Source organism: Streptomyces albireticuli, assembly GCF_021228125.1.
Lineage (GTDB): Bacteria > Actinomycetota > Actinomycetes > Streptomycetales > Streptomycetaceae > Streptomyces > Streptomyces albireticuli.
In genome coordinates, this window is sequence record NZ_JAJQQS010000003.1 from 21440 (window position 1) to 46323 (window position 24884).

Sequence of the window (24884 nt, forward strand, 5' to 3'; positions counted from 1 at the left end):
ACCAATTCACAAACTCGGGCCCGCCGGATGCGAGGAGTGGAGCCGCCCCCGTGTCCGCAGCTCTCCGCGGCAGCGGCACATTACCGAAGAACGGGCAGGTCCAGGACGTGCGAGGCGGCCCGGGCCGGCCGGTGGGAGCGGCGGTGGAAAATGCCTCGCGCACGGCCCGGGGGCGCTGGCAGGATGACGGCGCGCGCGCCCGCCGCACCCTGGAGGAGCGCGCGACGGCGGGTCCCGGCACGACCGGAACCGCCGTCGGCCCCATGGAGCGGTGGCCGGTTCCGGCCGGTCCGGCCGGCTCCCCGAACAGTCCCGTACGAGCAGCAGGGAGAACCCGCGTGCGCCGAAGCCTCGAAAACCCCCAGTTCCCCGACCGGACCACTGTTTTCGAGGACTCGTTCGCGTATGCACACCTCTCGCACGCTCAATCTGGGCATCCTCGCCCATGTCGACGCCGGTAAGACCAGCCTCACCGAGCGGCTGCTGTTCGACACCGGTGCCATCGACCGGCTCGGCAGCGTCGACGCCGGCAGCACCCGTACCGACAGCGGTGAGCTGGAACGCCGCCGCGGCATCACCATCCGCACGGCCGTCGCCCCCTTCCGCCTCGGCGACCTGGGCGTCAATCTGATCGACACCCCCGGGCACAGCGACTTCGTCGCCGAGGTCGGCCGCGCCCTGGGCGTCCTCGACGGCGCCGTGCTCGTCCTGTCCGCGGTCGAGGGGGTCCAGGCACAGACCCGGGTCCTGATGCGGACGCTGCGCCGACTCCGGCTGCCGACCCTCGTGTTCGTCAACAAGACCGACCGCCCGGGGGCCCGCGAGGCCGGGACGCTGGCCGACATCCGCCGCCGGCTGGCCCCGCGCGTCGTGCCCATGGCCACGGTCCACGGCATCGGTACGCCCGCCGCGCGCACCGTCCCCGGCTCGTACCGGGACCCGGCGTTCCGCGACCTCGTGGCCGAGGCCCTGGCGGAGGACGACGACGTCCTGCTCGCCCGGCTCGTCGACGGGACACCGCCGGGCGCCGGTGAGCTGCGCGCGGCGCTGGCCGACCGTACGGCGCGCGGTCTGATCCACCCCGTGTACTTCGGCTCGGCGCTGTCCGGCGAGGGCGTCGCCGCGCTGCTCGACGGGATCGCGGCCTACCTGCCGGCAGGAGAGGGGCCGGGGGTCGTCGACGCCCCGCCCGAAGGCGGGCCCGGTCAGCTCCGGACCGCCGCCACCGGCACGGTCTTCGCCGTCGAGCGCGGCGCGTCCGGTGAGCGGACCGCGTATCTCCGGCTGTTCTCGGGCGAGTTGGCCGAGCGTGCCCGGATCACGCTGCACCGCCGTGCGGCGGACGGCACGCGGACCGAGCACACCGGCCGGATCACCTTCCTGGAGACCGTCGGCGCGCCGCCGGACACCGCCCGGCGGCTGACCGCCGGCGGCATCGCCCGGATCCGGGGCCTGCCGGGGATCCGTGTCGGCGACCGCCTCGGGTCCCTGGCCGACGCGGGGCCGCCGCACTTCGCCCCGCCGTCCTTGGAGTCCGTCGTCCGGCCCGTACGCCCCGCCGACGCCGCCCGGTTGCACGCCGCGCTGGCCGTACTCGCCGATCAGGACCCGCTGATCGGCACCCGGGCCCTGCCGGACGGCGGCACCTCCGTGCTGCTCTACGGGGAGGTGCAGAAGGAGGTCGTCGCGGCCACGCTCGACGAGGAGTTCGGCGTCGGCGCCGTCTTCGAGCCGAGCACCACGATCCTCCGGGAGCGCCCGGCCGGCACCGGCGAGGCGCTGGAGGAGATCGACCGGCACGGCGGCCACCTCTTCTGGGCCACGGTCGGTCTGCGCGTCGAACCGGGCGCGCGGGGCTCCGGCAACGTCTTCCGGCGGGACACCGAACTGGGCGCCCTCCCGCTCGCCTTCGACCGCGCCGTGGAGGAGACCGTCCACCGCACGCTCGACGAGGGCCCGCACGGCCGGCCGGTCACCGACTGCGTCGTCACCCTGACCCGCTCCGGCTTCGTCGGCCCCGTCAGCACGGCCGCCGACTTCCGTCAGCTCACCCCGCTGGTCCTGGCGCGCGCCCTGGCCGCCGCCGGGACCCGGCTGTACGAACCCTGCCACCGTTACGAGCTGGATGTGCCGGTGGACTGCCTGAGCGCGGTCACGGGGGCGCTCGCGGCGGCCGGCGCGGTCGTCGGCGAAACGGTGGTGGGCGAGGAGGAGTGCGTGCTGAGGGGGGTGATCCCGGCGCGCGGGCTCGCGGGCTTCGAGGGGAAGCTGCCGGGGTTGGCGCGGGGGGAAGGGGTGTGGTGGACGATGCCGGGGCCGGACCGGGAGGTGCGGGCGGGGGAGCGGCCGGGGCGGGCGTAGGGCCGTGCGCCGCGCGGGCCTGTTCCCCGGCCCCGCCCCTTCCCGTAACCGGGGGCTCCGCCCCGGACCCCCGGCCGCGCTGACGCGCGGTGTCCCCGACCGCCGGACGGGCTGAAATCAGCCCGTCTGCACCAGCGGGGCCCACGCGCCGAGCGTGTCCGTGCCCGTACCGCCGTACAGGGACGTCTCGCCGTTGGACCAGCGGGTGACGAGGCCGTCCCGGCGGCCCGTGCCCGTGAAGTCGCCGGCGGTCATCGCCGCGCCCGACCAGGAGGCGTTGGGCGGCTGGAGGCGGGTGCCCTTGCCGAGGTCGGTGCCGGTCGTGGTGTACGAGCCCAGGGAGCCGTCCGACCAGCGGACGACGAGGTTCGTACGGTCGGACCCGGCGGGCCGGAGGCTGGTCAGGGCGGTGGCGTTCCGCCAGTACGAGCCCGCCTCCATCAGCCGGCGCTCCGTGCCCGGACCGGTGGAGGTCACGCCGGAGTACACGCTGAGACTGCCGTCCACCCAGCGGACGGCCAGGTCGCGCGCCCTCTCCGTGGAGTCGTAGCGGCCCGCGGTGATCTGGGTGGCGTACTTCCAGGACGAGCCGACGGCGCCCAGCGTGTACTCCTTGCCGGAGCCCGAGGCGTCGAAGTCCTCGTAGTAGCTGAGCTTGCCGTTGTCCCAGCGGACCATGAGGTCGGGGCGGCCGGTGCCGCCGAAGTCGCCGGTGGTGACCGTTTCGGCGCGCTTCCAGAAGCTGTCCGCCTTCGCGAGCTGCTTCTCCGTCCCGAAGCCGCCCTTGCCGTCGCCGGGGTAGAGGCTGACCTCGCCGTCGCTCCAGATCGTCAGCAGGTCCTCCCGCCCGTCGCCGGTGAAGTCGCCCGCGGCGAGGTGCCGGGCGTGGGTCCAGGTGGAGGCGGCGCCGGGCAGCCGGGCGCTGTCGGACGGGGGCCGGTAGGCGGTGCCGCGCACGGGCGTGCGGTCCGCGACGGCGTCCTGGTAGAGATCTCGGACCTCCTGGCCGAAGACGGGGGAGTAGCTGACCCAGTCGTCGCCCGCGGCGTTGCCGCCGCCGTTCCAGCCGCCGAGGTTGCCGATGACGTCACCGGTGCGGGTCTTCGCGTCGTAGTGCGCGATCCAGGGACTGCCGGACGTCCCGCCGAAGAAGCCGCCGCACTTCATCTGCAGCTGCTGGTAGCCGGTGAGCCGGGTGGTGGGCACGGTGCAGCTGAAGGCCCGCTGGTCGGGGTTGAACGTGCCGGGGTAGCCCGTGACGGTGACGGTGCTGGTCCAGCGCGGTGTGGGCGTCAGCCGCAGGCCGCCGGTCAGGTCCTGCGCCTTCGCGCCCTGGGCGTTGGCGCCGAGCCGGGCGAAGCCGAAGTCCAGGTCGGAGTCGGTGCCCTTGCTGTTCTTGGTGTAGCGGGGGTCGGTGAAGACGCGCTCCACCGGGAAGACGCCGTACGGCTGGTGGGCCGCGTCCTGGCCCTTGCGGTACTGCGGTACGAAGATCTGCTGACCGCCGGAGAGGGACTTGGCGCAGTGCCCGGCGGTGAGCACGAGGTTCCGGCCGGCGCTCTGTACGACGCTCGCCGTGCAGTACGTGGGGCCGCCGGGCCCGGAGCTGCTGAAGAACGTGCCGACCGACGGTATGCCGTCGCCGTACGCGCCCTGGGGCGTACCGCCGGGCGCGGCCGCCGCCGCGAGGCCGCGCGTGCGCGCGCCGGTGGGGGCGGCGCCGTGGCCCGCGTCGAGGGGGCGGGCGGCGGCCATGCGCTCGGCCGTCCAGTACGCCGCCGCCGCGCGCGCGTCGCCGGAGCCTGGCGCGCGCGGGGCCGCGGCGGCGCCGGTGGCCGGGGCGGCCATGCCGCAGGCGGCCACGGCCAGGGCGGCGGCGAGCAGGCGGGACCGGCCGGTGCCACGTGCGCGGGTACGTCCGGGAGTTCGTCTGGCAGAAGAGGACAAAGCGACTCTCTGAGTGTGTGAACGGATGTGCGAGATGCTGCGCATGCCTATCACAGGCGGGCGCGCGGCCCGCTCCGCGGGCCCGCGGCCCACGCGGTCCGGTGGTCGTGGTGGATGGGCGTACGGGCGCCCGTGAGCGGGGCTCCCGTGCCGCCGCGCCGTACGGCGACGATCTCGGCGGCGATCGACAGGGCCGTCTCCTCGGGCGTACGGGCGCCCAGGTCGAGGCCGATCGGCGAGCGCAGACGGCCCAGTTCGCGCTCGCTCACCCCGGCCTCGCGCAGCCGGTCGAGACGGGCCTCGTGCGTGCGGCGCGAGCCCATCGCGCCGACGTAGGCGACCGGGAGCCGCAACGCCCGCTCCAGCAGCGGGACGTCGAACTTCGCGTCGTGGGTCAGGACGCACAGCACCGCACGGCGGTCCAGCTCCTGGGAGTCGAGATAGCGGTGCGGCCATTCCACGACGACCTCGTCCGCGCCGGGGAAGCGGCGGGATGTGGCGAAGACGGGGCGGGCGTCGCAGACGGTGACGTGGTAGCCGAGGAACTTCCCCGCGCTCACCAGCGCCGCGGCGAAGTCGACGGCCCCGAAGACGATCATGCGGGGGGCCGGCACGACGGACTCCACGAGCAGCGTCACGGGCTCCCCGCACGGCGAGCCGGCCCCGCCGGGGCCACCGGCCCCGGCGGACCGTTCCACAGCCGCGGGGCCGGTTCCCCGGCCGCCGCCCTCCGCGGCCGGGCGGTGGCCCGGCGGCGCGGAGTCCGCCGCGTCACGGTCGCCGCCTCCCGTGGCGGCGGCCCCGGCAGCCGTACGAGGCCCGGCCCCGGCAGCCGTACGAGGCCCGGTGGCGGCGTTCGCGGCGGGGCCGGTGGCCTCGGACGCGCGATCCCGTGCCGAAGCGCCCGCTTCCCGCGCGAGGTCTCCCGCCGTCCCGGCGACCCCCTCGCCCGGTCCCTCGCCCACCTCCACCGTCCCCGTGCGGCCCACGTCCAGCAGGGCCGCCGCCTCCAGTCCGGCGACGCGGTCCAGCGCCTCCGTGCCGCCGAGCGTGCCCGTCACGCCGCCGTCCGGGGCCACGAGCAGCGCGCGGCCCAGCAGGTGCGCGGGGCCCGCGGCCACCCGGGCCAGGGCCGCCGTGCCGCCGCGTGCCGCCGTGGCCAGGGCCGCGGCGAGCACCGGCCGGTCCGGGGCGTCCGCGCGGACCGGAGTGATCAGGACGTCGAGCACCCCGCCGCAGGTCAGCCCCACGGCGAAGGCGTCCTCGTCGGAGTAGCCGAAGCGTTCGAGCGCGCTCTCGCCGCTCGCCAGGGCGGCCAGGCACAGCTCGTAGACAGCGCCTTCCACGCACCCGCCGGAGACGGATCCGATCACCGTGCCGTCCGTGTCGACCGCGAGCGCCGCGCCGGGCTGCCGGGGCGCGCTGCCGGTGACGGCCACGACCGTGGCCACGGCGAACTCGCGCCCTTCCGCGCACCAGCGGCGCAGCTCGTCGGCGAGGTCCAGCATGGCGGTCTCCTCTGTGGGTGCGGGGACGTCAGGTTATGTCCCATCAGGTGACGCCCAGCCAGTTCTCGATGGGGTGGAGGGCGAAGTAGACGGCGAAGACGCCGGTCAGCAGCCACATGAACACCCCGGGTTCGCGCCACTTCCCCTGAGCGGCCTTGATGGCCGTGAAGGCGATGACACCCGCGCCGACACCCGGTGTGATGGCGTACGTGAACGGCATCAGCACCACGGTCAGGAAGACCGGCACCGCCACCGCCCGGTCCCCCCAGTCGATATGCCGGGCGTTGCTCATCATCATCGCACCGATGACCACCAGCGCCGCGGCCGCGACCTCGCCGGGGACGATCCGGGTGAGCGGGGTGAAGAACAGGCACGCGGCGAAGAACGCGCCGGTCACCACCGAGGACAGGCCCGTACGGGCGCCCTCGCCGACCCCGGTCGCGGACTCGATGAAGACGGTCTGGCCCGACGCCCCCGCGACGCCGCCGACCGCACCGCCCGCGCCGTCGACGAACAGCGCCTTGCTCAGCCCCGGCATCCGCCCCCGGGCGTCCGTGAGCCCGGCCTCCGTGCCCACCCCGATGATGGTGGCCATGGCGTCGAAGAACCCGGCCAGCACCAGGGTGAAGACGATCATCCCGACGCCCATGGCGCCGAGCGTGCCCCAGCCGCCGAAGGCGACATGGCCGAAGAGCGAGAAGTCCGGCATCGACACGGCGCTCCCCTTGAGCGCGGGCGCGCCGTTCTGCCACGCCTTGGGGCCCAGCCGGGCGACCGCGTCGACGACGACGGCGAGCACGGTGCCGGCCACGATGCCGATGAGGATGGCGCCGGGCATGTCCCGGGCCTGGAGCATGAAGATGAGCAGCAGGGTGACGCAGAAGATCAGTACGGGCCAGCCGGCGAGCTCGCCGGCCGCGCCGAGGGTGAGCGGCCCGCCGCCCGTGGAGGCGTGCACGAACCCGGCCTTGACCAGGCCGATCAGGGCGATGAACATGCCGATGCCCATGGTGATGGCGTGCTTGAGCGCCAGGGGTATCGCATTCATGATCAGTTCGCGCAGCCCGGTGACGGCCAGGACGACGATCACCAGGCCGTACACCACGCACATGCCCATCGCCTGAGGCCAGGTCATATGGGGTGCCACCTGCGTGGAGAGGACGCCCGAGACCCCGAGGCCGGCGGCGAGCGCCAGCGGCACCTTGCCGACGAGGCCCATGAGCAGCGTGCAGACCGCCGCGGCGAGCGCGGTGGCGGTGATCAGGCCGGCGTGGCCGAGGGTGTGCCCGGCGGCATCGGGGCCGGACAGGATCAGGGGGTTGAGCAGGAGGATGTAGCACATCGCCATGAACGTGGTGACGCCGCCGCGCACCTCACGGCCGAGGGTGGAGCCCCTTTCGCCGATGTGGAAGTAGCGGTCGAGGATGTGGAAGTACCGGTCGAGCCGGGACCGTCCGGCCGGTGGCCGCGGGTCCGCGCCCGCGTCCCGCGCCGTGGTGCCCGGCTCCACGGATGGCTGGGTCATGGCCTGCTCCCATGTTCCGGGGAATGTGGATCGCCGCACGACCCGGGGGACGGCCCGAGGCGGAAACGGATGACGCTCCGCCGGCGGGGGCCTTCCGCGCCCGGGTCCCCGTAACGGGTCCACGAACGGCGGGGCCCACCGCCGGCCGGAGCCGACGGAGTGTCAAGGACGTACGCCGGGGCCCGGCGTACGTCCGCGGGTACCGGTCAGGTACCGGTGAGGTGTTCCGGCCGCACCGGCACCCGGGCGAGCGGCAGCCCCGTGGCGGCGCGGATCGCGGCCACGACGGCCGGCGTGGACGAGAGCGTGGACGCCTCGCCGACCCCGCGCAGCCCGTACGGGGCGTGCGCGTCGGCCAGTTCGAGGACGTCCACGGGCAGGGTGGGGGTGTCGAGAATGGTGGGGATGAGGTAGTCGGTGAAGGAGGGGTTGCGGACCTTGGCGGTGACCGGGTCCACGACGATCTCCTCCATCACCGCCAGCCCGAGCCCCTGCGTGGTGCCGCCGTGGATCTGGCCGACCACCGACAGCGGGTTCAGCGCCTTCCCGACGTCCTGCGCGCAGGCCAGCTCCACAACCTTGACCAGGCCCAGCTCGGTGTCCACCTCGACCACGGCGCGGTGGGCGGCGAAGGAGTACTGCACATGGCCCTGTCCCTGCCCGGTGACCAGGTCGAAGGGCTCGGTGGGGCGGTGGCGCCACTCCAGCTCGACGTCCACGGCCTCGCCCTCCAGGACCTCGGCCAGACCGGCGAGGACCTCGCCGCCGTCGGTGGTCACCTTCCCGCCCTCCAGGACCAGTTCGGCGGTGGCCCACGCCGGATGGTACGTGCCGAACCGGGCCCGGCCCAGCTCCAGGACCCGCTCCCGGACGGCCTCGCAGGCGTGCCGGACGGCACCGCCGGTCACATACGTCTGCCGGGAGGCGGAGGTCGAGCCCGCCGAGCCGACACGGGTGTCGGCCGGGCGCAGGGTCACCTGGGTGACGCCCAGCTCGGTGCGGGCGATCTGGGCGTGCACGGTGACCCCGCCCTGCCCCACCTCGGCCATCGCCGTGTGCACCGTGGCCACCGGCTGCCCGCCCACGACCTCCAGCCGCACCCGGGCCGTCGAGTAGTCGTCGAAGCCCTCGGAGAAACCGACGTTCTTTATCCCCACGGCGTAGCCGACGCCGCGCACCACGCCCTCGCCGTGGGTGGTGTTCGACAGCCCGCCGGGCAGGGCGCGCACGTCCGCGGTGCCGCCCGCGCTCTCCCACTGCCGCTCGGGCGGCAGCGGCATCGCCTTGACGCGGCGCAGGAGTTCGGCGACCGGCGCGGGCGAGTCCACGACCTGACCGGTCGGCAGGACCGCGCCCTGGGACATCGCGTTCCGCTGCCGGAACTCCACCGGGTCCAGCTCCAGGGCGGCGGCGAGCCGGTCCATCTGCGCCTCGTAGGCGAAGCACGCCTGGACGGCGCCGAAGCCGCGCATCGCGCCGCAGGGCGGGTTGTTGGTGTAGAGCGCGAGGGCCTCGGCCTCCACGGCGTCGATCACGTACGGGCCGGCGGAGAGCGAGGCGGCGTTGCCGACGACGGCCGGGGAGGACGAGGCGTAGGCGCCGCCGTCCAGCACGATGCGGCACGCCATGTGGGTGAGCTTCCCGTCCCTGGTGGCCCCGTGCTCGTAGTGGAGCCGGGCGGGGTGGCGGTGGACATGGCCGAAGAACGACTCGAAGCGGTTGTAGACCATCTTCACCGGCCTGCCGGTGCGCAAGGCGAGCAGACAGGCGTGGGCCTGCATGGAGAGGTCCTCGCGGCCGCCGAAGGCGCCGCCCACCCCGGAGAGCGTCATCCGGACCTTCTCCTCGGGCAGGCCGAGGACCGGCGCGATCTGGCGCAGGTCGGCGTGCAGCCACTGGGTGGCGATGTACAGGTCGACACCGCCGTCCTCGGCAGGCACCGCCAGCCCGGACTCGGGGCCCAGGAACGCCTGGTCCTGCATGCCCACCTCGTAGTCACCCGTGACGATCACATCGGCGCGGGCCCTGGCCGCCGCGATGTCGCCGTGCCGGACCGGCTGCCGGTGCACGACGTTGGGGTGCGGGACGTGGGCCGCGTGGCCGTCCGTACGGCCCGGGTGCAGCACGGGGGCGTCCGGGGCGAGCGCGGACGCCTCGTCGGTGACGACGGGCAGCGGCTCGTAGTCCACCGCGATCTTCTCGGCGGCGCGGCGGGCCGTCTCCGGGTGGTCGGCGGCGACGAGGGCCACCGGCTCGCCGTGGTAGCGGACCACGCCGTCGGCGAGTACGGGCGTGTCCGCGAACTCCAGGCCGTAGCGGGTGGCCGCGGGGAGGTCGGCGTGGGTCAGCACGGCGCGGACGCCGGGCGTCGCGAGTGCCCCGGAGACGTCGACGGAGCGGATCCGGGCGTGGGCGTGCGGACTGCGCAGGGTGTGGCCCCAGAGCATGTCCTCGTGCCACAGGTCGGAGGCGTACGCGAACTCGCCGGTGACCTTCAGGGTGCCGTCGGGGCGGAGTGTCGACTCGCCGATGCCGCCCGGGGCCCGGCCGGCCCGCGCGGGCCCGGTGCCGGCGGGAAGGTCGGTGGGGAGTCCGGTGGGGACGCGTGGGGTGCCCATGGTCAGACCGTCTCTCCCGCACGGGCGGCCGCCAGGCGTACCGCGTCGAGGATCTTCTCGTAGCCCGTACATCGGCACAGATTGCCGGAGAGGGCCTCGCGGATGTCCGCGTCGGACGGGTCGGGGACGCGCGCCAGCAGATCGTCGGCGGCGACCAGCAGACCGGGGGTGCAGAAGCCGCACTGCACGGCGCCCGCGTCGACGAACGCCCGCTGCACGGGCGAGAGTCCGGCGCCCGGCGGCCCTTCCTCGCCCCGCTCCTCCCCGGCCGGCGCCGAGCCGCCGGCGCGCCGCGCGGCCAGCTCGGCCAGGCCCTCGACGGTCACCACCTCGCGGCCCTCGGCCTGGCCCGCGGCGACCAGGCAGGCGCACACGAGCTCGCCGTCGAGACGGACCGTGCAGGAGCCGCACTCGCCCTGCTCGCAGGCGTTCTTCGAGCCCGGCAGCCCCAGCCGCTCCCGCAGGACGTACAGCAGGCTCTCGCCCTCCCAGACGTCGTCGGCCTCCCGGAGGCGGCCGTTGACCGTGACGTTCACGCGCATCGGGTGGTCCTCTCACTGCCGCGGTAGGTGTCCCAGGCCCAGCCGAGGGTGCGGCGGGCCATCACGCCCACCGCGTGCCGGCGGTACCGGGCGCTGCCGCGCACGTCGTCGATGGGGTTGCAGGCGCCCGCCGCCAGCTCGGCGAACTGCCGGGCCAGGGACGGCGGCAGATCCCGGCCGGAGTCCCAGAAGCCGCCCTCCGCCAGCGCGGCGTCGAGGAACTCCTCCGCCGCGCGCGCCCGCAGCGGGGTGGGCGCGGCCGAGCCGATGCCCGTGCGCACCGCCCGCGCCTCCGGATGCAGCGCGAGCCCGAACGCGCAGACCGCGATCACCATGGCGTTGCGCGTGCCGACCTTCGCGAACTGCTGCGGCCCGTCGGCCTTGCGGATGCGGACGGCCCGGATCAGCTCGTCCGGCTCCAGGGCGTTGCGCTTGACGCCGGTGTAGAACCGCTCGACCGGGATGAGCCGGGTGCCGCGCACGGACTCGGCCTCCACCTCGGCGCCCGCCGCCAGCAGCGCCGGATGGGAGTCGCCGGCCGGGGACGCCGCGCCGAGGTTGCCGCCGACGCTGCCCCGGTTGCGGATCTGCGGCGAGCCGACCGTGTGGGCCGCGAGCGCCAGCCCGGGCAGCGGCCCCCGGAGGTGCTCCATGATCCTGGTGTACGGGACGGACGCGCCGAGGCGGACGTCCCGCTCGCCGGTCTCCCATTCGTACAAATCGCCGATGCGGTTCAGGTCCAGCAGGTACTCCGGACGGCGGTGGTCGAAATTGATCTCGACCATCACATCCGTGCCACCCGCGAGGGGCACGGCCGAGGGGTGCTCCGCCTTGGCGGCCAGAGCCTCCTCCCAGGTGCCGGGGCGCAGGAAGTCCATGGATCTTCTCTTCTCGGTCGGGTCTCGCGTGGCGGTCCGTGGGGGGTGTTCCGGCCAGTCCGTGCCCGGCGCCGCATGTCCTGTTCGCGCGCTCTGCAGCCAGTACACCGAGGTACGAGCACCCGGGTGCAGTCACCGAAACCATGAAGCGGTTGGCTGGCCACGCCCACCGTCTTGTAGATTCGAACGAAAGGCGGGGTTCAGAAACCCCACTGCATTCCACTGGTTACAACAAGACAGATCGGCGGCGACCACGATGCGGCTGCGCGCACTCCTGGAGACCGAAGCGCTGGGCCTTCGGCTGCTCGGCGGCGAGGACGAGCTGGACCGCTCCGTGCGCGGCGTGATGACCACCGACCTGCGGGACCCCAGCCGGTATCTCTCCGGCGGGGAGCTGGTCCTCACCGGGCTCGCGTGGCGCCGGGACCCGGAGGACTCCGAGCGGTTCGTCCGGATCCTGACCGCGGCCGGGGTGGCCGGGCTGGCGGCGGGCGAGGCGGAGATGCGCTCGATCCCCGACGACCTGGTGCAGGCGTGCGCCCGGCACCGGCTGCCGCTGTTCTCCGTCGTGGAGGACGTCTCGTTCGCGTCCATCACCGAGCACGTGGTGCGGCAGGTCTCCGGCGAGCGGGCGGGCGACCTGGCGGCCGTCGTCGACCGGCACCGCCGGCTGATGACCTCGGGCCCGGCCGGCGGCGGCCCCGAGGTGGTCCTGGACCTGCTCGGCTCCGACCTGGACCTGCGCGCCTGGGTGCTCTCGCCCACCGGCCGCCCGATCGCCGGCTCCTCGCTGGCGGGTGCCGGGCCCGAGCTGCCCGCCGCCGTCTGCGCCACCCTCGCCGGCGAGCACCTGGCCGCCTCCCGTACGGGCCGCCGCGGCCCGCACCGGGTGACCGCGGGCGGCGGAACGTACTCCCTCTTCCCCATCGGGGGCGGCGGCCGGATCGCCTCCCGGGACGTCCGCGAGACCGTCCTGTCCGACTGGCTGCTCGCCGTCGAGGCGGACGCCGGGGACTGGCCCGCCGAGCGGCTCGACCTGCTCGACGGCGTCACCCAGCTGATCGCCGTGGAGCGGGACCGGCGCGACGCCGCCCGCACGGTGCGCCGCCGGCTCGCCCAGGAGGTCCTGGAGCTCGTACAGACCGGTGCCGCGCCCGCCGAGATCGCGGCCCGTCTGCGGGTGGCCGCGCCGGTGCTGCTGCCGGGGCTGGGCTCGGCCCCGCACTGGCAGGTCGTGGTGGCCCGCGTCGAGTGGGACGGCGGCGACATCCCCGGCGGCCAGGTGGCCCAGGCGCTCCTGGAGGAGATCCTGGTCGACCCGGAGGCCACCGGCCCCGAGCCGTCCGACCGGATCGCCGTCGCCCACACGGGCGATGAGGCCGTCGCGCTCGTACCGCTGCCCGCCGTCCCGTCCCGCCCGGAGGGCCTGGAGGAGCCGGCCGACGGCGCGGAGGGTGTGCCCGCGGCCCCCGGCCTGCACGCCGACGCGCTCCTCGCCACCGTCCGCGAACCCCTCACCCGGGGCCTCGACGGCGACGGCCGGCTCACACTCGGCGTCAGCGCCGCCGTGCACTCGGCGGAGGGCCTGCGCGGGGCGCTGGAGGAGGCCCGGCACGCCCGCCGGGTGGCGGCAGCCCGCCCGGGCCGCGTCTGCGCCGCGGGCCACCAGGAGCTCGCCTCGCACGTCCTGCTGCTGCCCTTCGTGCCCGACGACGTCCGCCGCGCCTTCACGGCCCGTCTCCTGGACCCGCTGCGCGACTACGACCGCCGCCACCGCGCCGAGCTCATCCCGACGCTGGAGGCGTTCCTCGACTGCGACGGCTCCTGGACGCGGTGCGCGACGCGACTGCATCTGCATGTGAACACCCTGCGCTACCGGGTCGGCCGGATCGAGCAACTGACGGGCCGTGACCTGTCGCGTCTGGAGGACAAGCTGGACTTCTTCCTGGCGCTGAGGATGAGCTGAGCTCCGGCCCGTAGGCAGGGGAAGAGCGGGTGCGGGGAGGAGGTCCGCCGCACCCGCCCCGCCCGTCCCGGCTATCCCTTCCGCGTCGTCCTCGGCTCCGGCCGCTCCGTGATCTCCGCGATCTCCGCGAGCGCGGCCGCGTCCCGCACCACGATCGCCCGGTAGCGGTTGTGGATGACGCGCTCGTCACGGAGCCTGCCGAGCGCCAGCTCCACCGTCGACTTGCCGATCAGCAATGCCTCGGCGAGGTCGCACTGGCTCGGCCCCTCGACGCGGATGCCCCCGTTCGGGCCCTGTTCCCGCACCCCCACCGTGGCACCGAGGTGGTGCAGCAGCGTGCTGACGCGCGCCAGCGCCGGCCGCTTGAACGTGCTGTAGATCCGCTCGTCCGTGCGGTTGCGGGTCTCCAGGCTCCTGAGCAGCTTGCGCTCGATCACGACGTGCCGTTCGAGCAGCTTCTGCAGGGCCTCGGCGGTGAAGCTCAGGGTCACGGTCTTGCTCAGGCAGGTCGTCAGGGGCCCGGGGGCGTCCGGCTCCACCAGCTTGTGCTCCTCCAGCACCTGCCCGGTGCCGCGGAACCGCAGGATCGTGGTGCCGAAGTGCGCGCGCCGCTGCGCCACGCAGCCGCCCAGCACGATGTGGATCGGGCTGTCCGGGCCACCGGTCGGCAGCGGCTCGCCCTTGGCGTACGCGCGGGTCTGTCCCAGCGGGATCATCGACGACCACAGCCTCGGCGGAAGCCCGTCCAGGAAGCTGCCCTCGGGCATGCGGCGGCGGCCGGCGAGCACGTCGGAGACGTGGAAGGACTCCAGGTTCGGGGGAGGCGTCATGACCGGCCTCCGGGCGCCGCCCGGCCGGACGGCGCGGGCACGTCCGTGGTCACGGCCGCGGGCGGCGGCGCCAGGGCCCGGATGACCGGGGGGAAGGCGCCGATCACCGCGGTCAGTGCCAGCAGCACGGCGGCGAGGGCACGGGGACGGTTCGAGAGGCGCTTGATCGCGTACGCCCCGAGGGCCGCCATGAGCGTGAGGAACACGGCGACGGTGACGTAGTAGACGGTTTGATCCACGGTGCGGCTGGTGCCTTTCGGTGTGAAATTTTTAGGGCTTTTGGCGGGTCCAGTACCTCTCGCGGCCGGATTGCGGCTCTCGGTGGTTAGGCGAGGGTCTGCGGTAGCAAGTGGCGTTCCAAACGCTACCCCGATGCGGCTGCGACGGCGAAGTTTCCCTGAGGCGAGGGGGATTTCTCACCAATAGGATGATGTGGTCCGCGTAGGGCGCGCGCCGGGGGCGTGAAAGCTCGGATGCGCGCCCCTGTGGGACTTCTGGGCCGGCGCTGCGGAGAATTGATTTCCGGATGAATGCGCGGGACCCGTTAATGAGTGGGTGCATGAATGGGCGGGCGAAATGAACGGCGCCCGGTGAAAACATGCGCGAATTCCGCGAGGCCCTCGATCGGGGTGGGCGGGGCCGGGGTGCGAGAGCCGGGGGTCAAGGGACCAACCCGGACCCCCGGCCGAGGGGCCTGGACCCGCCAAGGCCTCAGACCGCCGTGCCAGTAAACACCCCCCAGCGCCTGAAAATGCCCTACTGGCCGGTTTTCGACGGTGAGATGTCCTAGCCGCAGGGGATGGTCTCACTGCGAGTGAAATCGGTCATGGTCGATCAATGATCGGCTACATGGGTTCATGTGAGTGAAAATTGCGATCAAAGTACAGCCTGAATGGAAGATTGCTGAACGAGTGCCTATCCTCCTCTGGTGGCGTACGGAGACTATCCGTGCGGCAAGTGAGGCGTGCTCGGCGCACGCTTCCGAGAGGGTTCCGCGAAAGCCGGAATTCGTCTCCCGGCAGCACCGGACGGTGCTCCTGTTTATCCTTCACCCGGTGCAGAGTGCGAGCGCACTCGATTTCGAATCCGTGCATCCGGAAACCGCCTTCGCGGGCCGCGCCGTTCCGGAATGCCTATCGCCGCCCGTGCAGCGCCACATCCACCACCAGTGCCCGGTGATCCGTGTCCGGCAGATCCAGAAAGCGCGCCGCGCGCGGTTCCACCGCGGCGCTCACCAGTACGTGGTCGATCTGTACGCCCAGCCGGGGCGCCACCGGCCGGGGCCAGCTCGGGGCGCGGGCCAGGCCCAGCATCGCCGCGCTGTCCCGGACGCCCGTGTCCAGGAGGGCGCGGAAGGCCGCGTGGTCCTGCGAGGCGTTGAAGTCGCCCGCGATCACCAAGGCCGTGTCGCCGCGCCCGGCGGCCAGCTCCCTCAGACGCCCCAGCTCACCGCGCCACACCGCCAGCCCGCCCGGCACCGGCGGCATCGGATGCGCCACCTGGAACCGCAGCGGCACGTCCGCCACCCGGACCAGCGCCCTCGGCATCGCCAGCGCCCCGGGCACCGCTCCGTCCGGCTCCAGCGGGTAGCGGCTGAGGATCGCCGAACCCTCCGCCGCGCCGCCGCCCACGACCAGCCGGTACGGATAGGCCGCCCGTACCTCCGCCCGGCCGAGGGCGGTCCCGCACACCGCGGGCGCGCACTCCTGCACGGACACCAGGTCCGGCCGTTCCCGGCGCAGCGCGGCCAGCAGCCCCGGAGTCGCGCCGCCGAACTCCAGGTTGGCGGTGAGGACGCGCAGCCGGGCCGCGACCGGCCCGGTCGCCGGTGCCCCGCCCGTCCCGTACGGGCGCAGGAACCAGCCGATGGCGGCCAGGGCGACGAGCCCCCACGCGCAGCCCGCCACCCAGCGGGTCCCCGCCGCCAGCAGCAGCGCCACCGCCGCCGGGACGGTCAACCACGGCAGGAACGCCAGGAGTTGGGGCACCGGAGTGACCCCGTCCGTGTCGAGGGCCCGGCAGATCAGGGGCACGCCCACCGCGGCCAGCAGCAGGCCCGCGCACCAACGGGCCGGCCGGCGGCGGGGGAACCCGGCCGGCCGCGTATGCCTTTCCCCGGGGTTCCGGAATTCGCTCACGCTTTTGACCTTCGTATTACCCGATGATGGGGGACCGCTTGACGTCATATGGCAAGCTAGGGGCTGAAGGTGCCGCTCCGGCCGCATTTGGCGTGTTTTTCGCGCGGTGCCTGCGCTGTCCGTACGAGCGAGGAGGTGATCGGGATGACCAGTCGGAGTCCCGAGGGAAGTCCTCGCTTCAGCGTTTCCGCTTCGCTCTGACCCCTCGGCCGTTCCGCGCCGGGCCGTCGGGCCGAAGCCGACCCCTCCAGGCCCCCGGTCCTGGGCCTCACGGCCCTTCGATCCCTTCGGCCTCGGGCGCTGTCGCGCGCATTTCCCCTTGATCCGGCCTTTTCCGGCCGCTCTCACGCCCTGACGGGGCCGCCCATGGGCGTACCACCGTCCCGGTGGCGACGACGGCCGTAGCCCGCATATCCGTTCCCGACTTCTCCGTGCCGCCGCGCGCCCGTAGCGCGGGGCCGCCGTACGGGCGCGCCGCCGTGCCGCCGTACGGGATTGCTGACGCTTCGTCATGTCGCCGTGCCGTCATGCCCGTACGGGTCCTGGGGCCCGTACGTCGCCATGGCGCCGTACGCCGTCGTGCCACAGCGCCGCCGTACCGCCGTGCCCTCGCGCCGCCGGCCCGGAGAGAGAGGTTCCGCCATGACCGACACCACCCTCGCCCCGCGGAAGATCGCACCGCCGGGCCGTAACCGCCGTGAGAAGAAGGCCGCCGAGCTGGAGACCCGTACCCGCGAGGCCGGGCAGCTGCTGGCCAGGTACAGCGCCCTGCCCGGCAACCAGGTCCTCCAGGACGTGCGGGCCACCGCCCAGGGCCTGCGGCACGACGACGCCACGGACCGCCTGGAGCGGCTCGGCGCCAACGTCGTCGCCCACGACCGGGGCCCGCGCTGGTACGTCCAGCTGGCGAAGGCCTTCTGGAACCCCTTCATGCTCATCCTGGTCGCACTGCTCGTGATCATGTATGTGCAGTGGCTCCAGGTCGCCGACGAGGAGCCCTTCGACCCCAAGATCCCGATCATCGGCGGCATGGTCCTGATCGGCGGCCTCCTGCGGTTCTGGCAGGAGTACCGGTCCGGCAGCGCCGCCGCCGCGCTGCGCGCCCTGGTCACCACGACCACGGCCGTCCGGCGCCGCGCCGGGCGCGGCGACCGGCCGACGGTGGTGGAGATCCCGATGGACCGGGTCGTCCCCGGTGACATCGTGCTGCTCGCGGCGGGCGACCTCGTCCCCGCCGACCTGCGGCTGCTCACCGCCAAGGACCTCATGATCAGTCAGGCCGCGCTGTCCGGCGAGTCGCTGCCGGTCGCCAAGGCCGACACCCGCACCCACGACTACGGCCAGAGCACCACCACCGACCCCGTCGAGGCCGACAACCTCGCCCTCATGGGCACCAGTGTCACCTCCGGCACCGCCACCGGCGTTGTCGTGGCCACCGGCGGAGGCACCTACTTCGGCTCGATGGCCGGCTCGCTCGTCGGGGAGCGCCCCGAGACCAGCTTCGACACCGGTGTGAAGAAGGTCAGCTTCCTGCTGATCCGCTTCATGCTGGTGATGGTCCCGCTGGTGTTCGCGATCAACGGCTTCACCAAGAACGACTGGGCCGAGGCCTTCACCTTCGCCGTCGCGGTCGCCGTCGGTCTCACCCCCGAGATGCTCCCGATGGTGGTCACCACCAACCTCGCGCGCGGCGCCGTCGCGATGTCCCGGCGCAAGGTCGTCGTCAAGCGCCTCAACGCCATCCAGAACCTCGGCGCCATGGACGTGCTGTGCACGGACAAGACCGGGACGCTCACCGAGGACCGCATCGTCCTCGACCGCTACCTCGACGTCCACGGCCAGGAGGACACCGAGGTCCTCGAATACGCCTACCTCAACAGCCACTTCCAGACCGGACTGCGCAACCTCATGGACCAGGCGGTCATCGACCGGGTGCTCGAGGCCGAGGAGGTTGTCGTCGACGCGCGGTTCACCAAGGTCGACGAGATCCCCTTCGACTTCGCCCGCCGGCGCATGTCCGTGGTCCTCAGCCGCAACAGCCTCGCCGTGCCGGTCCCCGACGGTGCCGACGGAGCCCTGGCCGGGGAGCACTGCCTGATCACCAAGGGCGCCGTCGAGGAGGTCCTCGACCTGTGCACCCACATGACCGACGGCGGCCGGAGGGTGGAACTCACCCCGGAGCTGCGCCGCGAGGTGACCCGCACGGCCGAGGACAACAACCGCCGGGGCCTGCGCGTGCTGGCCGTGGCGACCCGTACGTTCGACGCCGACCGCGAGGCGTACAGCGTCGCCGACGAGGCGGAGCTGACCCTCATCGGCTTCCTCGCCTTCCTCGACCCGCCGAAGGCGGACGCGGCGGCGGCCCTGACGGCGCTCGCCGACAAGGGCGTGGCCGTCAAGGTCGTCACCGGCGACAACGAGCTGGTCGCGGCGCGCGTCTGCGCCGACGTCGGCATCCACGTCGGCGAGGTCGTCACGGGCGCCGCCGTCGACGGCCTGGACGACGCGGAGCTGCGCTCCCTGGTCCGTACGACCACGGTCTTCGCCAAGACCAACCCCGTGCAGAAGGCCCGTATCGTCCGGGCGCTCCAGGCCGAGGGCCGCACCGTCGGCTTCCTCGGCGACGGCATCAACGACGCGGCGGCGCTGCGCGACGCCGACGTCGGCATCTCCGTCGACACGGCCGTCGACATCGCCAAGGAGTCCGCCGACATCATCCTGCTGGAGAAGGACCTGATGGTCCTGGAGCAGGGCGTAGAGCAGGGCCGGACGACCTTCGGCAACACCATCAAGTACATCAAGATGACGGCCAGCTCGAACTTCGGGAACGTGTTCTCGGTCCTGGTGGCCAGCGCCTTCATCTCCTTCCAGCCGATGCTGGCGATCCACCTGCTGGTGCAGAACCTCGCGTACGACATCTCGCAGCTCGCCACGCCCTGGGACCGGATGGACCCGGAGTACCTGCGCAGGCCGCGCACCTGGGACGCCAAGGGCATCGCCCGGTTCATGCTCTGCATCGGCCCGATCAGCTCCGTCTTCGACATCACCACCTTCCTGGTGCTGTGGAACGTCTTCGGGGCGAACAGCGAGGCGCACCAGACGCTCTTCCAGTCCGGCTGGTTCGTCGAGGGCCTGCTGTCCCAGACGCTGATCGTGCACATGATCCGCACCCGGAAGATCCCGTTCATCCAGTCGAGGGCCTCGGTGCCGGTGCTGGTCATGACCGGCCTGGTGATGGTGTTCGGCCTCCTCCTGCCGTTCTCGCCGCTGGCGTCGGTGTTCTCGATGGAACCGCTGCCGATGGGCTACTTCCCGTGGCTGATCGGGATCCTGCTGGCGTACTGCGCGCTCACGCAGGGGGTGAAGTCCTGGTACATCCGCCGGTTCAACACCTGGCTGTGACCGGCCGATAAGAGAGAGCCGCCCGGGAGATCCGGGCGGCGGGCGAGAAGGGTGGAACATGGTCATCGTCAACGAGTGGCACATGGCGGCCAACATCGCGGCCGGCCTGGGGTTCGGTGCGATCATCGGACTGGAACGCCAGTGGCGCGCCCGTATGGCGGGTCTGCGCACCAACGCGCTCGTCGCGGCCGGTTCCGCCCTCTTCGTCCTGCTCTCGCAGTACGGCTTCTCCGCCGCGACCAGCACCACCGGCTACGACGGCTCGCGCGTCGCCGCGCAGATCGTCTCCGGCATCGGCTTCCTCGGCGCCGGCGTCATCATGCGCGACGGCCTGAGCATCCGGGGCCTCAACACCGCCGCCACCCTGTGGTGTTCCGCGGCGGTGGGCGCGCTCGCCGGAACCGGCCTGTACGTGGTCGCGGCGCTCGGCACCGTCGGCGTGGTAGGCGCGAACACCCTGCTGCGCCCGGTCGCCCGGGGGCTCGACCGGGGTCCGCACGGCGGCGCCGAGGTGGCCACGGACTACCACTTCGAGGTCGTGTGCACCGAGCCGGAGGAGGCGCACGTACGCACCCTCGTCGTGCAGTCCCTCGTCCGGCCGGGCTTCCGGCTGCGGTCCGTGCACAGCGCGGACGCGCCCGTGGCGGGCAAGGTGACCGTGGCGGCCGACCTCACCACCGAACGCCGTGACGACTCTCTCCTGGAGGAGGCCGTCAGCCGCCTCTCCCTGGAACCGGCCGTCTCCGCCGTGAGCTGGACGGTCCTCCAGGGCCCGGACGACGGCTCGGACGACGACTACCCCACGGAGCGCCGGGCCCGGCGGCGCGTCCGGGACTTCTTCACGGGCCGCTGAGCCGGGCCGACGGGGTGGGCGGGGTGGGCGGGGTGGGGGTGGAGCCGCTTCAAGGAATCTCCACATCTCCATGTGACGACGGGTAACCCCCTTCGGCGCCCCTCGATATGCCGGTTATGACCCACGTGCTTGATGGGTGTGTGTCCATTTATGTTCCACGAGGGCGGGGGAGGGGGCGTATCTGTTACTCGATCTTGTGAAGGAAGTGTAATGATTCGGCGGAGGAATGTTAAAGGCGGGCGTCGGTGATGCCCCTTTTGGGGTCGGGACGGCTCTCCCGGGTTGGCAGCGTCACCCGTTCGCGTGCTTATATCTGCGCACCGCAGCGGCTCTTCGAATGGTGGTCCATTCGGATCGGGTCGCGGCGGTGGTGGCCGGCCCGTTCCGTCGCGGTCCGGCCCCTATGTGGATAAACACTCGTCACATTCACTCGGACAAATGAAGGGTGCGCAGAAAAATGCGTAACAACATCGAGACCCGCGAGATCGCCGACACCGAGCTGGACGCCGTCTCCGGTGGTGTCGCAAGCGTTTCCGGTGGCCTCGTCGGCGCTGTGACCGGCGACGTTCACCACCTGGTCGACTCCCTCCAGACGATCCACGCCGTCCAGGCCGTGCCCGGCCAGGTCACCGGCATCGCCGGCGTCCACGTCGGTGCCGCCGGTCTCTGAGCCCGCATCCCACCGGGTGCGGGGACCCGGGGGAATTCATGACCTGACGGCGGTAAATGCGCTGCCGTAAGGTTTTCCATGAACCCCGGGGCGTTCTTTGTCCCGGGGTTCAAGGCTGCCCGTCGATATGGCTCCATGATTGCGGGCGGCGTCATTCGGTACCCGTTTCGTGAATGCAGTCGAAGGAATGGTCCGTGCAGTTCCGCCAGCAGGCGCTTTCCAAGCTGCAATCACCCGAAGAACTTGATATTCCGGTACGCTTCGCGCGCCCGCAAGGCCGCCTCGCGCTGGCCGTCACGGTCACCGTCATGGCCGTGGCGGGCATATGGGCATGCACCGGAACCGTCACCTCCAAGCTGAGCGTCACCGGCGTCCTCACCCACGCCGGGGGCGGCTATCTGCTCCAGAGCCCGTTCGCCGGACAGGTCACCGAGGTCCTCGCCGAGGAGGGCCGACCGCTGGCCGCGGGCGCGCCGCTGCTCAGGATCAGCACGGACCGGGGCGACCGGATCGTGCGCGTGGTGGCCGGGGGACGGGTGACGAACCTGGCCGCCAGGACGGGTTCGGTCCTCACGACCGGCGCGGACGTGGCCACCGTGGAGCGGTCCGGGAACCCCGGGGACCCGATGGTGGCCGTGCTGTACGTACCCGCCGGGAGCGCCCGGACCGTTCCCGTGGGCGCGACCGTCGACCTGAGCGTCCCGTCCGCACCCCGGGGCCGGGGCGGAGCGCTGCGCGGCCGCGTCAAGACGGTCGGCCGGGCGCCGCAGACGCGGGCGCAGATCACCGGCTTCCTCGGTGACCGGCGGCTCGCCGAGGAGTTCTCCCGGAAGGGGGATCCGGTGGCGGTGCTCGTGGAGCTGGAGGGGTCGGCGGGGTCGGAGGGGGCGGCGGGGCTCGGGGGTGCGGGGGCGGTCGGTGGCGCTGGTCCGGTGGGTTCCGCTGCTTCTGCCGCTTCCACTGGTCCCGCTGCTTCCGCTTCTTCCCGTGCTTCCGCTGGTCCCGCCGGGTCCGCTGGGGCCGCTGGTTCCGTCAGGGCCAGCGCCCCTGCCGCAGCCACCCGTCCCGCCGGGGGCGTCGGTGCCACCGGGAGCCCGGGTGCCGCGGGTCCGGCCGCGGGCCAGGCCGCCTCCTCCTCCTCCTCCTCCACCGTCGCTGGTTCGGCCTCGGCCTCCACCGCCTCCTCCTCCACCCGCCCCGGCCCGGGGTCCGCCACGGACGGCGGCCCCTCGTACGCCGTCGACTCCACGACGCCCGTCACCGGCTCCGTCCACCTCACCGCTCAGCGCCCCGTCGATTGGCTGCTCCCGTGACCGTGCCGCAGCAGACTCCCGCCCAGGACCCGCCCCGGCCGTCCGCCCTCCGGCCGTCCGCCCCCCGCTCGCGGGCCGCCGGGCGCCGTCGCGCCCGCCCCGAGCCCCGGGGCGGCGCGCGCCGGGCCGGCGGGAAACCGGGCGGCCGCCGCGGGGCCGCGCCGTCGCCCAGGGGCAGGACGCCCCGGCCCGTACGCACCCCCACCGTGCTCCAGATGGAGGCCGTGGAGTGCGGCGCCGCCGCGCTGGCCATGGTCCTCGGCCACCACGGCCGCTTCGTCCCCCTGGAGGAACTGCGCATCGCGTGCGGCGTCTCCCGCGACGGCTCCCGCGCGAGCAACCTCCTCAAGGCCGCCCGCGGCCACGGCCTCAAGGCCAAGGGCATGCAGATGGACCTGGCCGCGCTCGCCGGGGTGCGTGCCCCGGCCGTCCTCTTCTGGGAGTTCAACCACTACGTCGTCTACGACGGCACGGGCCGCCGCCTCGGCCGCCGGGGCGTCCACCTCAACGACCCGGCGAAGGGCCGCCGGTTCGTCCCCATGGACGAGTTCGACACCAGCTTCACCGGCGTCGTGCTCACCTTCGAACCCGGCGAGGACTTCCGCCGCACGGGCCGCGGGCCGGGCGCCGCACGCTCCCTGCCGGCCCGGCTGCGCGGCACCTCGGGCACCATGCTCGCCGCCGTCCTCGCGAGCCTCCTGCTCGTGGTCGTCGGCGCGGTGGTGCCCGCGCTGAGCCGTACGTACATCGACACGTTCCTCGTCGGGGACCGCACGTTCCCGCTCGGCGTGCTCTTCGCGGCGATGGCGGCCACCCTGGTGCTCACCGCCACGCTCACCGCCGTCCAACAGGCGAACCTGCTGCGCGGGCGCCTCGTCTCCGCCACCCTGGGCGGTGCCCGCTTCCTGCGCCACCTGCTCAGACTCCCGGTCACCTTCTTCGCCCAGCGCGACCCCGCCGACCTCGTCCAGCGCCTGCGGTCCACCGACGCGGTCGCCGAGACCCTGGCCAGGGACCTGACCGCCGCCGGCGTGGACGCGGTCGTCGTCGTCCTCTACGCGGTGCTGCTGTGGACGTACGACCCCCAGCTGACGGTCGTCGGGATCGGCATCGCCCTGCTCAACGTCGTCGCCATGCGTGTCGTCGTCCGCCTCCGGGCCACCGGGACCCAGAAGCTGCGCGCGGAGAGCGCCCGGCTCACCAACACCGCCTACAACGGCCTGACGCTCATCGAGACCATGAAGGCCACCGGCGGCGAGGACGGCTTCTTCCGCCGCTGGGCCGGACAGCACGCGGTCACCCTCGACACGCAGCAGCGGCTCGGCGTGCCCAGCGCCTGGCTGGCCGTCGTCGCGCCCACGCTCGCCGCCCTCAACAGCGCCCTGATCCTGATGATCGGCGGCCTCCGGGCGGTCGAGGGACACCTCTCGGTCGGCCTCCTCGTCGCCTTCCAGGCCCTCGTGACCGGCTTCACCGCGCCGATCACCCGCCTCAACGGCGTGGCCGGACGCGTCCAGGAGCTCGCGGCCGACGTCGCCCGGCTCAAGGACGTCGAGAACTTCCCCGCCGACCCGGTGTTCGCGCGCCGCGACCCCGGCACGGGCACCCGCCGCCTCAAGGGCCATGTGGAACTCGAGAACATCACCTTCGGCTACAGCCCCCTGGACGCCCCGCTGCTGAAGGGCTTCTCCCTCTCGGTCGGCCCCGGCCGGCAGGTCGCGCTCGTCGGCGGCTCCGGCAGCGGCAAGTCCACCGTCTCCCGGCTGATGTCCGGTCTCCACACACCCTGGGAGGGCACGGTCCGCATCGACGGGACGCGGCTGGAGGACATCCCGCGCGCCGCGCTGGCCGCCTCCGTCTCCTTCGTCGACCAGGACGTCTTCCTCTTCGAGGGCACGGTCCGCGACAACGTCGCGCTGTGGGACCCCTCCGTCCCGGACGAGGACGTCGTCGCCGCCCTGGAGGACGCCGCCGTGTACGACGTGGTCGCCCGGCGCCCCGGCGGCATCCACAGCCGCGTCGAGCAGGACGGCCGCAACTTCTCCGGCGGCCAGCGCCAGCGCCTGGAGATCGCCCGCGCGCTGGTGCGCCGCCCCAGCGTGATGGTCCTCGACGAGGTCACCAGCGCGCTGGACGCGGCGACCGAACAGACCGTCATCGACAACCTGCGGCGCCGCGGCTGCGCCTGCGTGGTCATCGCGCACCGGCTGAGCACGGTGCGCGACAGCGACGAGATCGTGGTGCTGGACCGGGGCACGGTCGTGGAGCGCGGAAGGCACGAACACCTGGCCGCCGGGCAGGGCCCGTACGCCCGGCTGGTCGAGGAGCGCTGA

Annotated in this window: 16 protein-coding genes and 1 pseudogene; 7 read left to right on the forward strand and 10 right to left on the reverse strand. The window is 73.3% G+C overall.

The genetic code is table 11. From position 1 onward, the window contains the following. Positions 1–405 precede the first annotated feature (405 nt). The gene (locus LUZ64_RS04930) at positions 406–2361 is read left to right on the forward strand and encodes an elongation factor G (RefSeq protein WP_232389797.1); all 1956 of its coding nucleotides are present in this window, start codon (positions 406–408) and stop codon (positions 2359–2361) included. A gap of 117 nt (positions 2362–2478) precedes the next feature. Here LUZ64_RS04930 and LUZ64_RS04935 read toward each other — a convergent pair whose 3' ends face one another. The 6 genes from LUZ64_RS04935 to LUZ64_RS04960 all read right to left on the reverse strand — a co-directional run bounded on the left by LUZ64_RS04935 (position 2479) and on the right by LUZ64_RS04960 (position 11379). Next, positions 2479–4308, reverse strand: a complete 1830-nt coding sequence (locus tag LUZ64_RS04935; protein ID WP_170116679.1) for an FG-GAP-like repeat-containing protein — start codon at positions 4306–4308, stop codon at positions 2479–2481. A gap of 50 nt (positions 4309–4358) precedes the next feature. Further along, positions 4359–5816, reverse strand: coding sequence for an XdhC family protein (locus tag LUZ64_RS04940; protein ID WP_211304949.1), 1458 nt, complete (start codon positions 5814–5816; stop codon positions 4359–4361). Between the two features lie 43 nt (positions 5817–5859). Beyond that, entirely contained in the window at positions 5860–7341 is a 1482-nt protein-coding gene (locus tag LUZ64_RS04945) for an NCS2 family permease (protein ID WP_095579495.1), read from the reverse strand. Between the two features lie 206 nt (positions 7342–7547). After that, positions 7548–9959 carry a xanthine dehydrogenase subunit D gene (pucD, locus tag LUZ64_RS04950; protein ID WP_095579494.1) on the reverse strand — a complete coding sequence of 804 codons (2412 nt, stop codon included), beginning with the start codon at positions 9957–9959 and terminating at the stop codon, positions 7548–7550. 2 nt (positions 9960–9961) lie between these two features. Beyond that, positions 9962–10501 carry a (2Fe-2S)-binding protein gene (locus LUZ64_RS04955; protein WP_095579493.1) on the reverse strand — a complete coding sequence of 180 codons (540 nt, stop codon included), beginning with the start codon at positions 10499–10501 and terminating at the stop codon, positions 9962–9964. Continuing rightward, positions 10492–11379: an FAD binding domain-containing protein gene (locus LUZ64_RS04960; RefSeq protein ID WP_095579492.1), complete on the reverse strand. Its 888-nt coding sequence runs from the start codon at positions 11377–11379 to the stop codon at positions 10492–10494. The genes LUZ64_RS04955 and LUZ64_RS04960 overlap by 10 nt, the downstream gene beginning before the upstream one ends. A 256-nt stretch (positions 11380–11635) precedes the next feature. Here LUZ64_RS04960 and LUZ64_RS04965 point away from each other — a divergent pair, with 256 nt between their 5' ends. After that, positions 11636–13345, forward strand: a complete 1710-nt coding sequence (locus LUZ64_RS04965; protein ID WP_095579491.1) for a PucR family transcriptional regulator — start codon at positions 11636–11638, stop codon at positions 13343–13345. 71 nt (positions 13346–13416) lie between these two features. On the opposite strand, the gene LUZ64_RS04970 is transcribed toward LUZ64_RS04965, so the two are convergent. From LUZ64_RS04970 to LUZ64_RS37060, 4 genes are all read right to left on the reverse strand, one after another. Continuing rightward, entirely contained in the window at positions 13417–14175 is a 759-nt protein-coding gene (locus LUZ64_RS04970) for a Crp/Fnr family transcriptional regulator (RefSeq protein WP_095579490.1), read from the reverse strand. After that, on the reverse strand, positions 14172–14414 hold the full coding sequence (locus LUZ64_RS04975; RefSeq protein ID WP_095579489.1) for a hypothetical protein: 243 nt from the start codon (positions 14412–14414) through the stop codon (positions 14172–14174). Before LUZ64_RS04975 ends, LUZ64_RS04970 begins: the two co-directional genes overlap by 4 nt. An 894-nt stretch (positions 14415–15308) precedes the next feature. Beyond that, positions 15309–16313 (reverse strand): endonuclease/exonuclease/phosphatase family protein, encoded by a 1005-nt coding sequence (locus LUZ64_RS04980; protein ID WP_095579488.1) that lies wholly within the window; start codon positions 16311–16313, stop codon positions 15309–15311. Positions 16314–16822: 509 nt separating this feature from the next. Further along, complete coding sequence (locus LUZ64_RS37060; protein WP_269755612.1) at positions 16823–16957, reverse strand: hypothetical protein; 135 nt, start codon at positions 16955–16957, stop codon at positions 16823–16825. On the opposite strand from LUZ64_RS37060, the gene mgtA reads away from it, so the two are divergent. From mgtA to LUZ64_RS05005, 5 genes and pseudogenes are all read left to right on the forward strand, one after another. Continuing rightward, positions 16956–19715, forward strand: a complete 2760-nt coding sequence (mgtA, locus tag LUZ64_RS04985; protein ID WP_095579487.1) for a magnesium-translocating P-type ATPase — start codon at positions 16956–16958, stop codon at positions 19713–19715. The genes LUZ64_RS37060 and mgtA overlap by 2 nt on opposite strands. 58 nt (positions 19716–19773) lie before the next feature. Further along, entirely contained in the window at positions 19774–20568 is a 795-nt protein-coding gene (locus tag LUZ64_RS04990) for an MgtC/SapB family protein (RefSeq protein ID WP_232389796.1), read from the forward strand. 457 nt (positions 20569–21025) lie between these two features. After that, complete coding sequence (locus LUZ64_RS04995; protein WP_095578602.1) at positions 21026–21238, forward strand: hypothetical protein; 213 nt, start codon at positions 21026–21028, stop codon at positions 21236–21238. Between the two features lie 194 nt (positions 21239–21432). After that, positions 21433–22206, forward strand: a pseudogene (locus LUZ64_RS05000) (hypothetical protein); the annotation flags it as partial. A gap of 341 nt (positions 22207–22547) precedes the next feature. Continuing rightward, on the forward strand, positions 22548–24884 hold the full coding sequence (locus tag LUZ64_RS05005) for an NHLP family bacteriocin export ABC transporter peptidase/permease/ATPase subunit (protein WP_372471942.1): 2337 nt from the start codon (positions 22548–22550) through the stop codon (positions 24882–24884).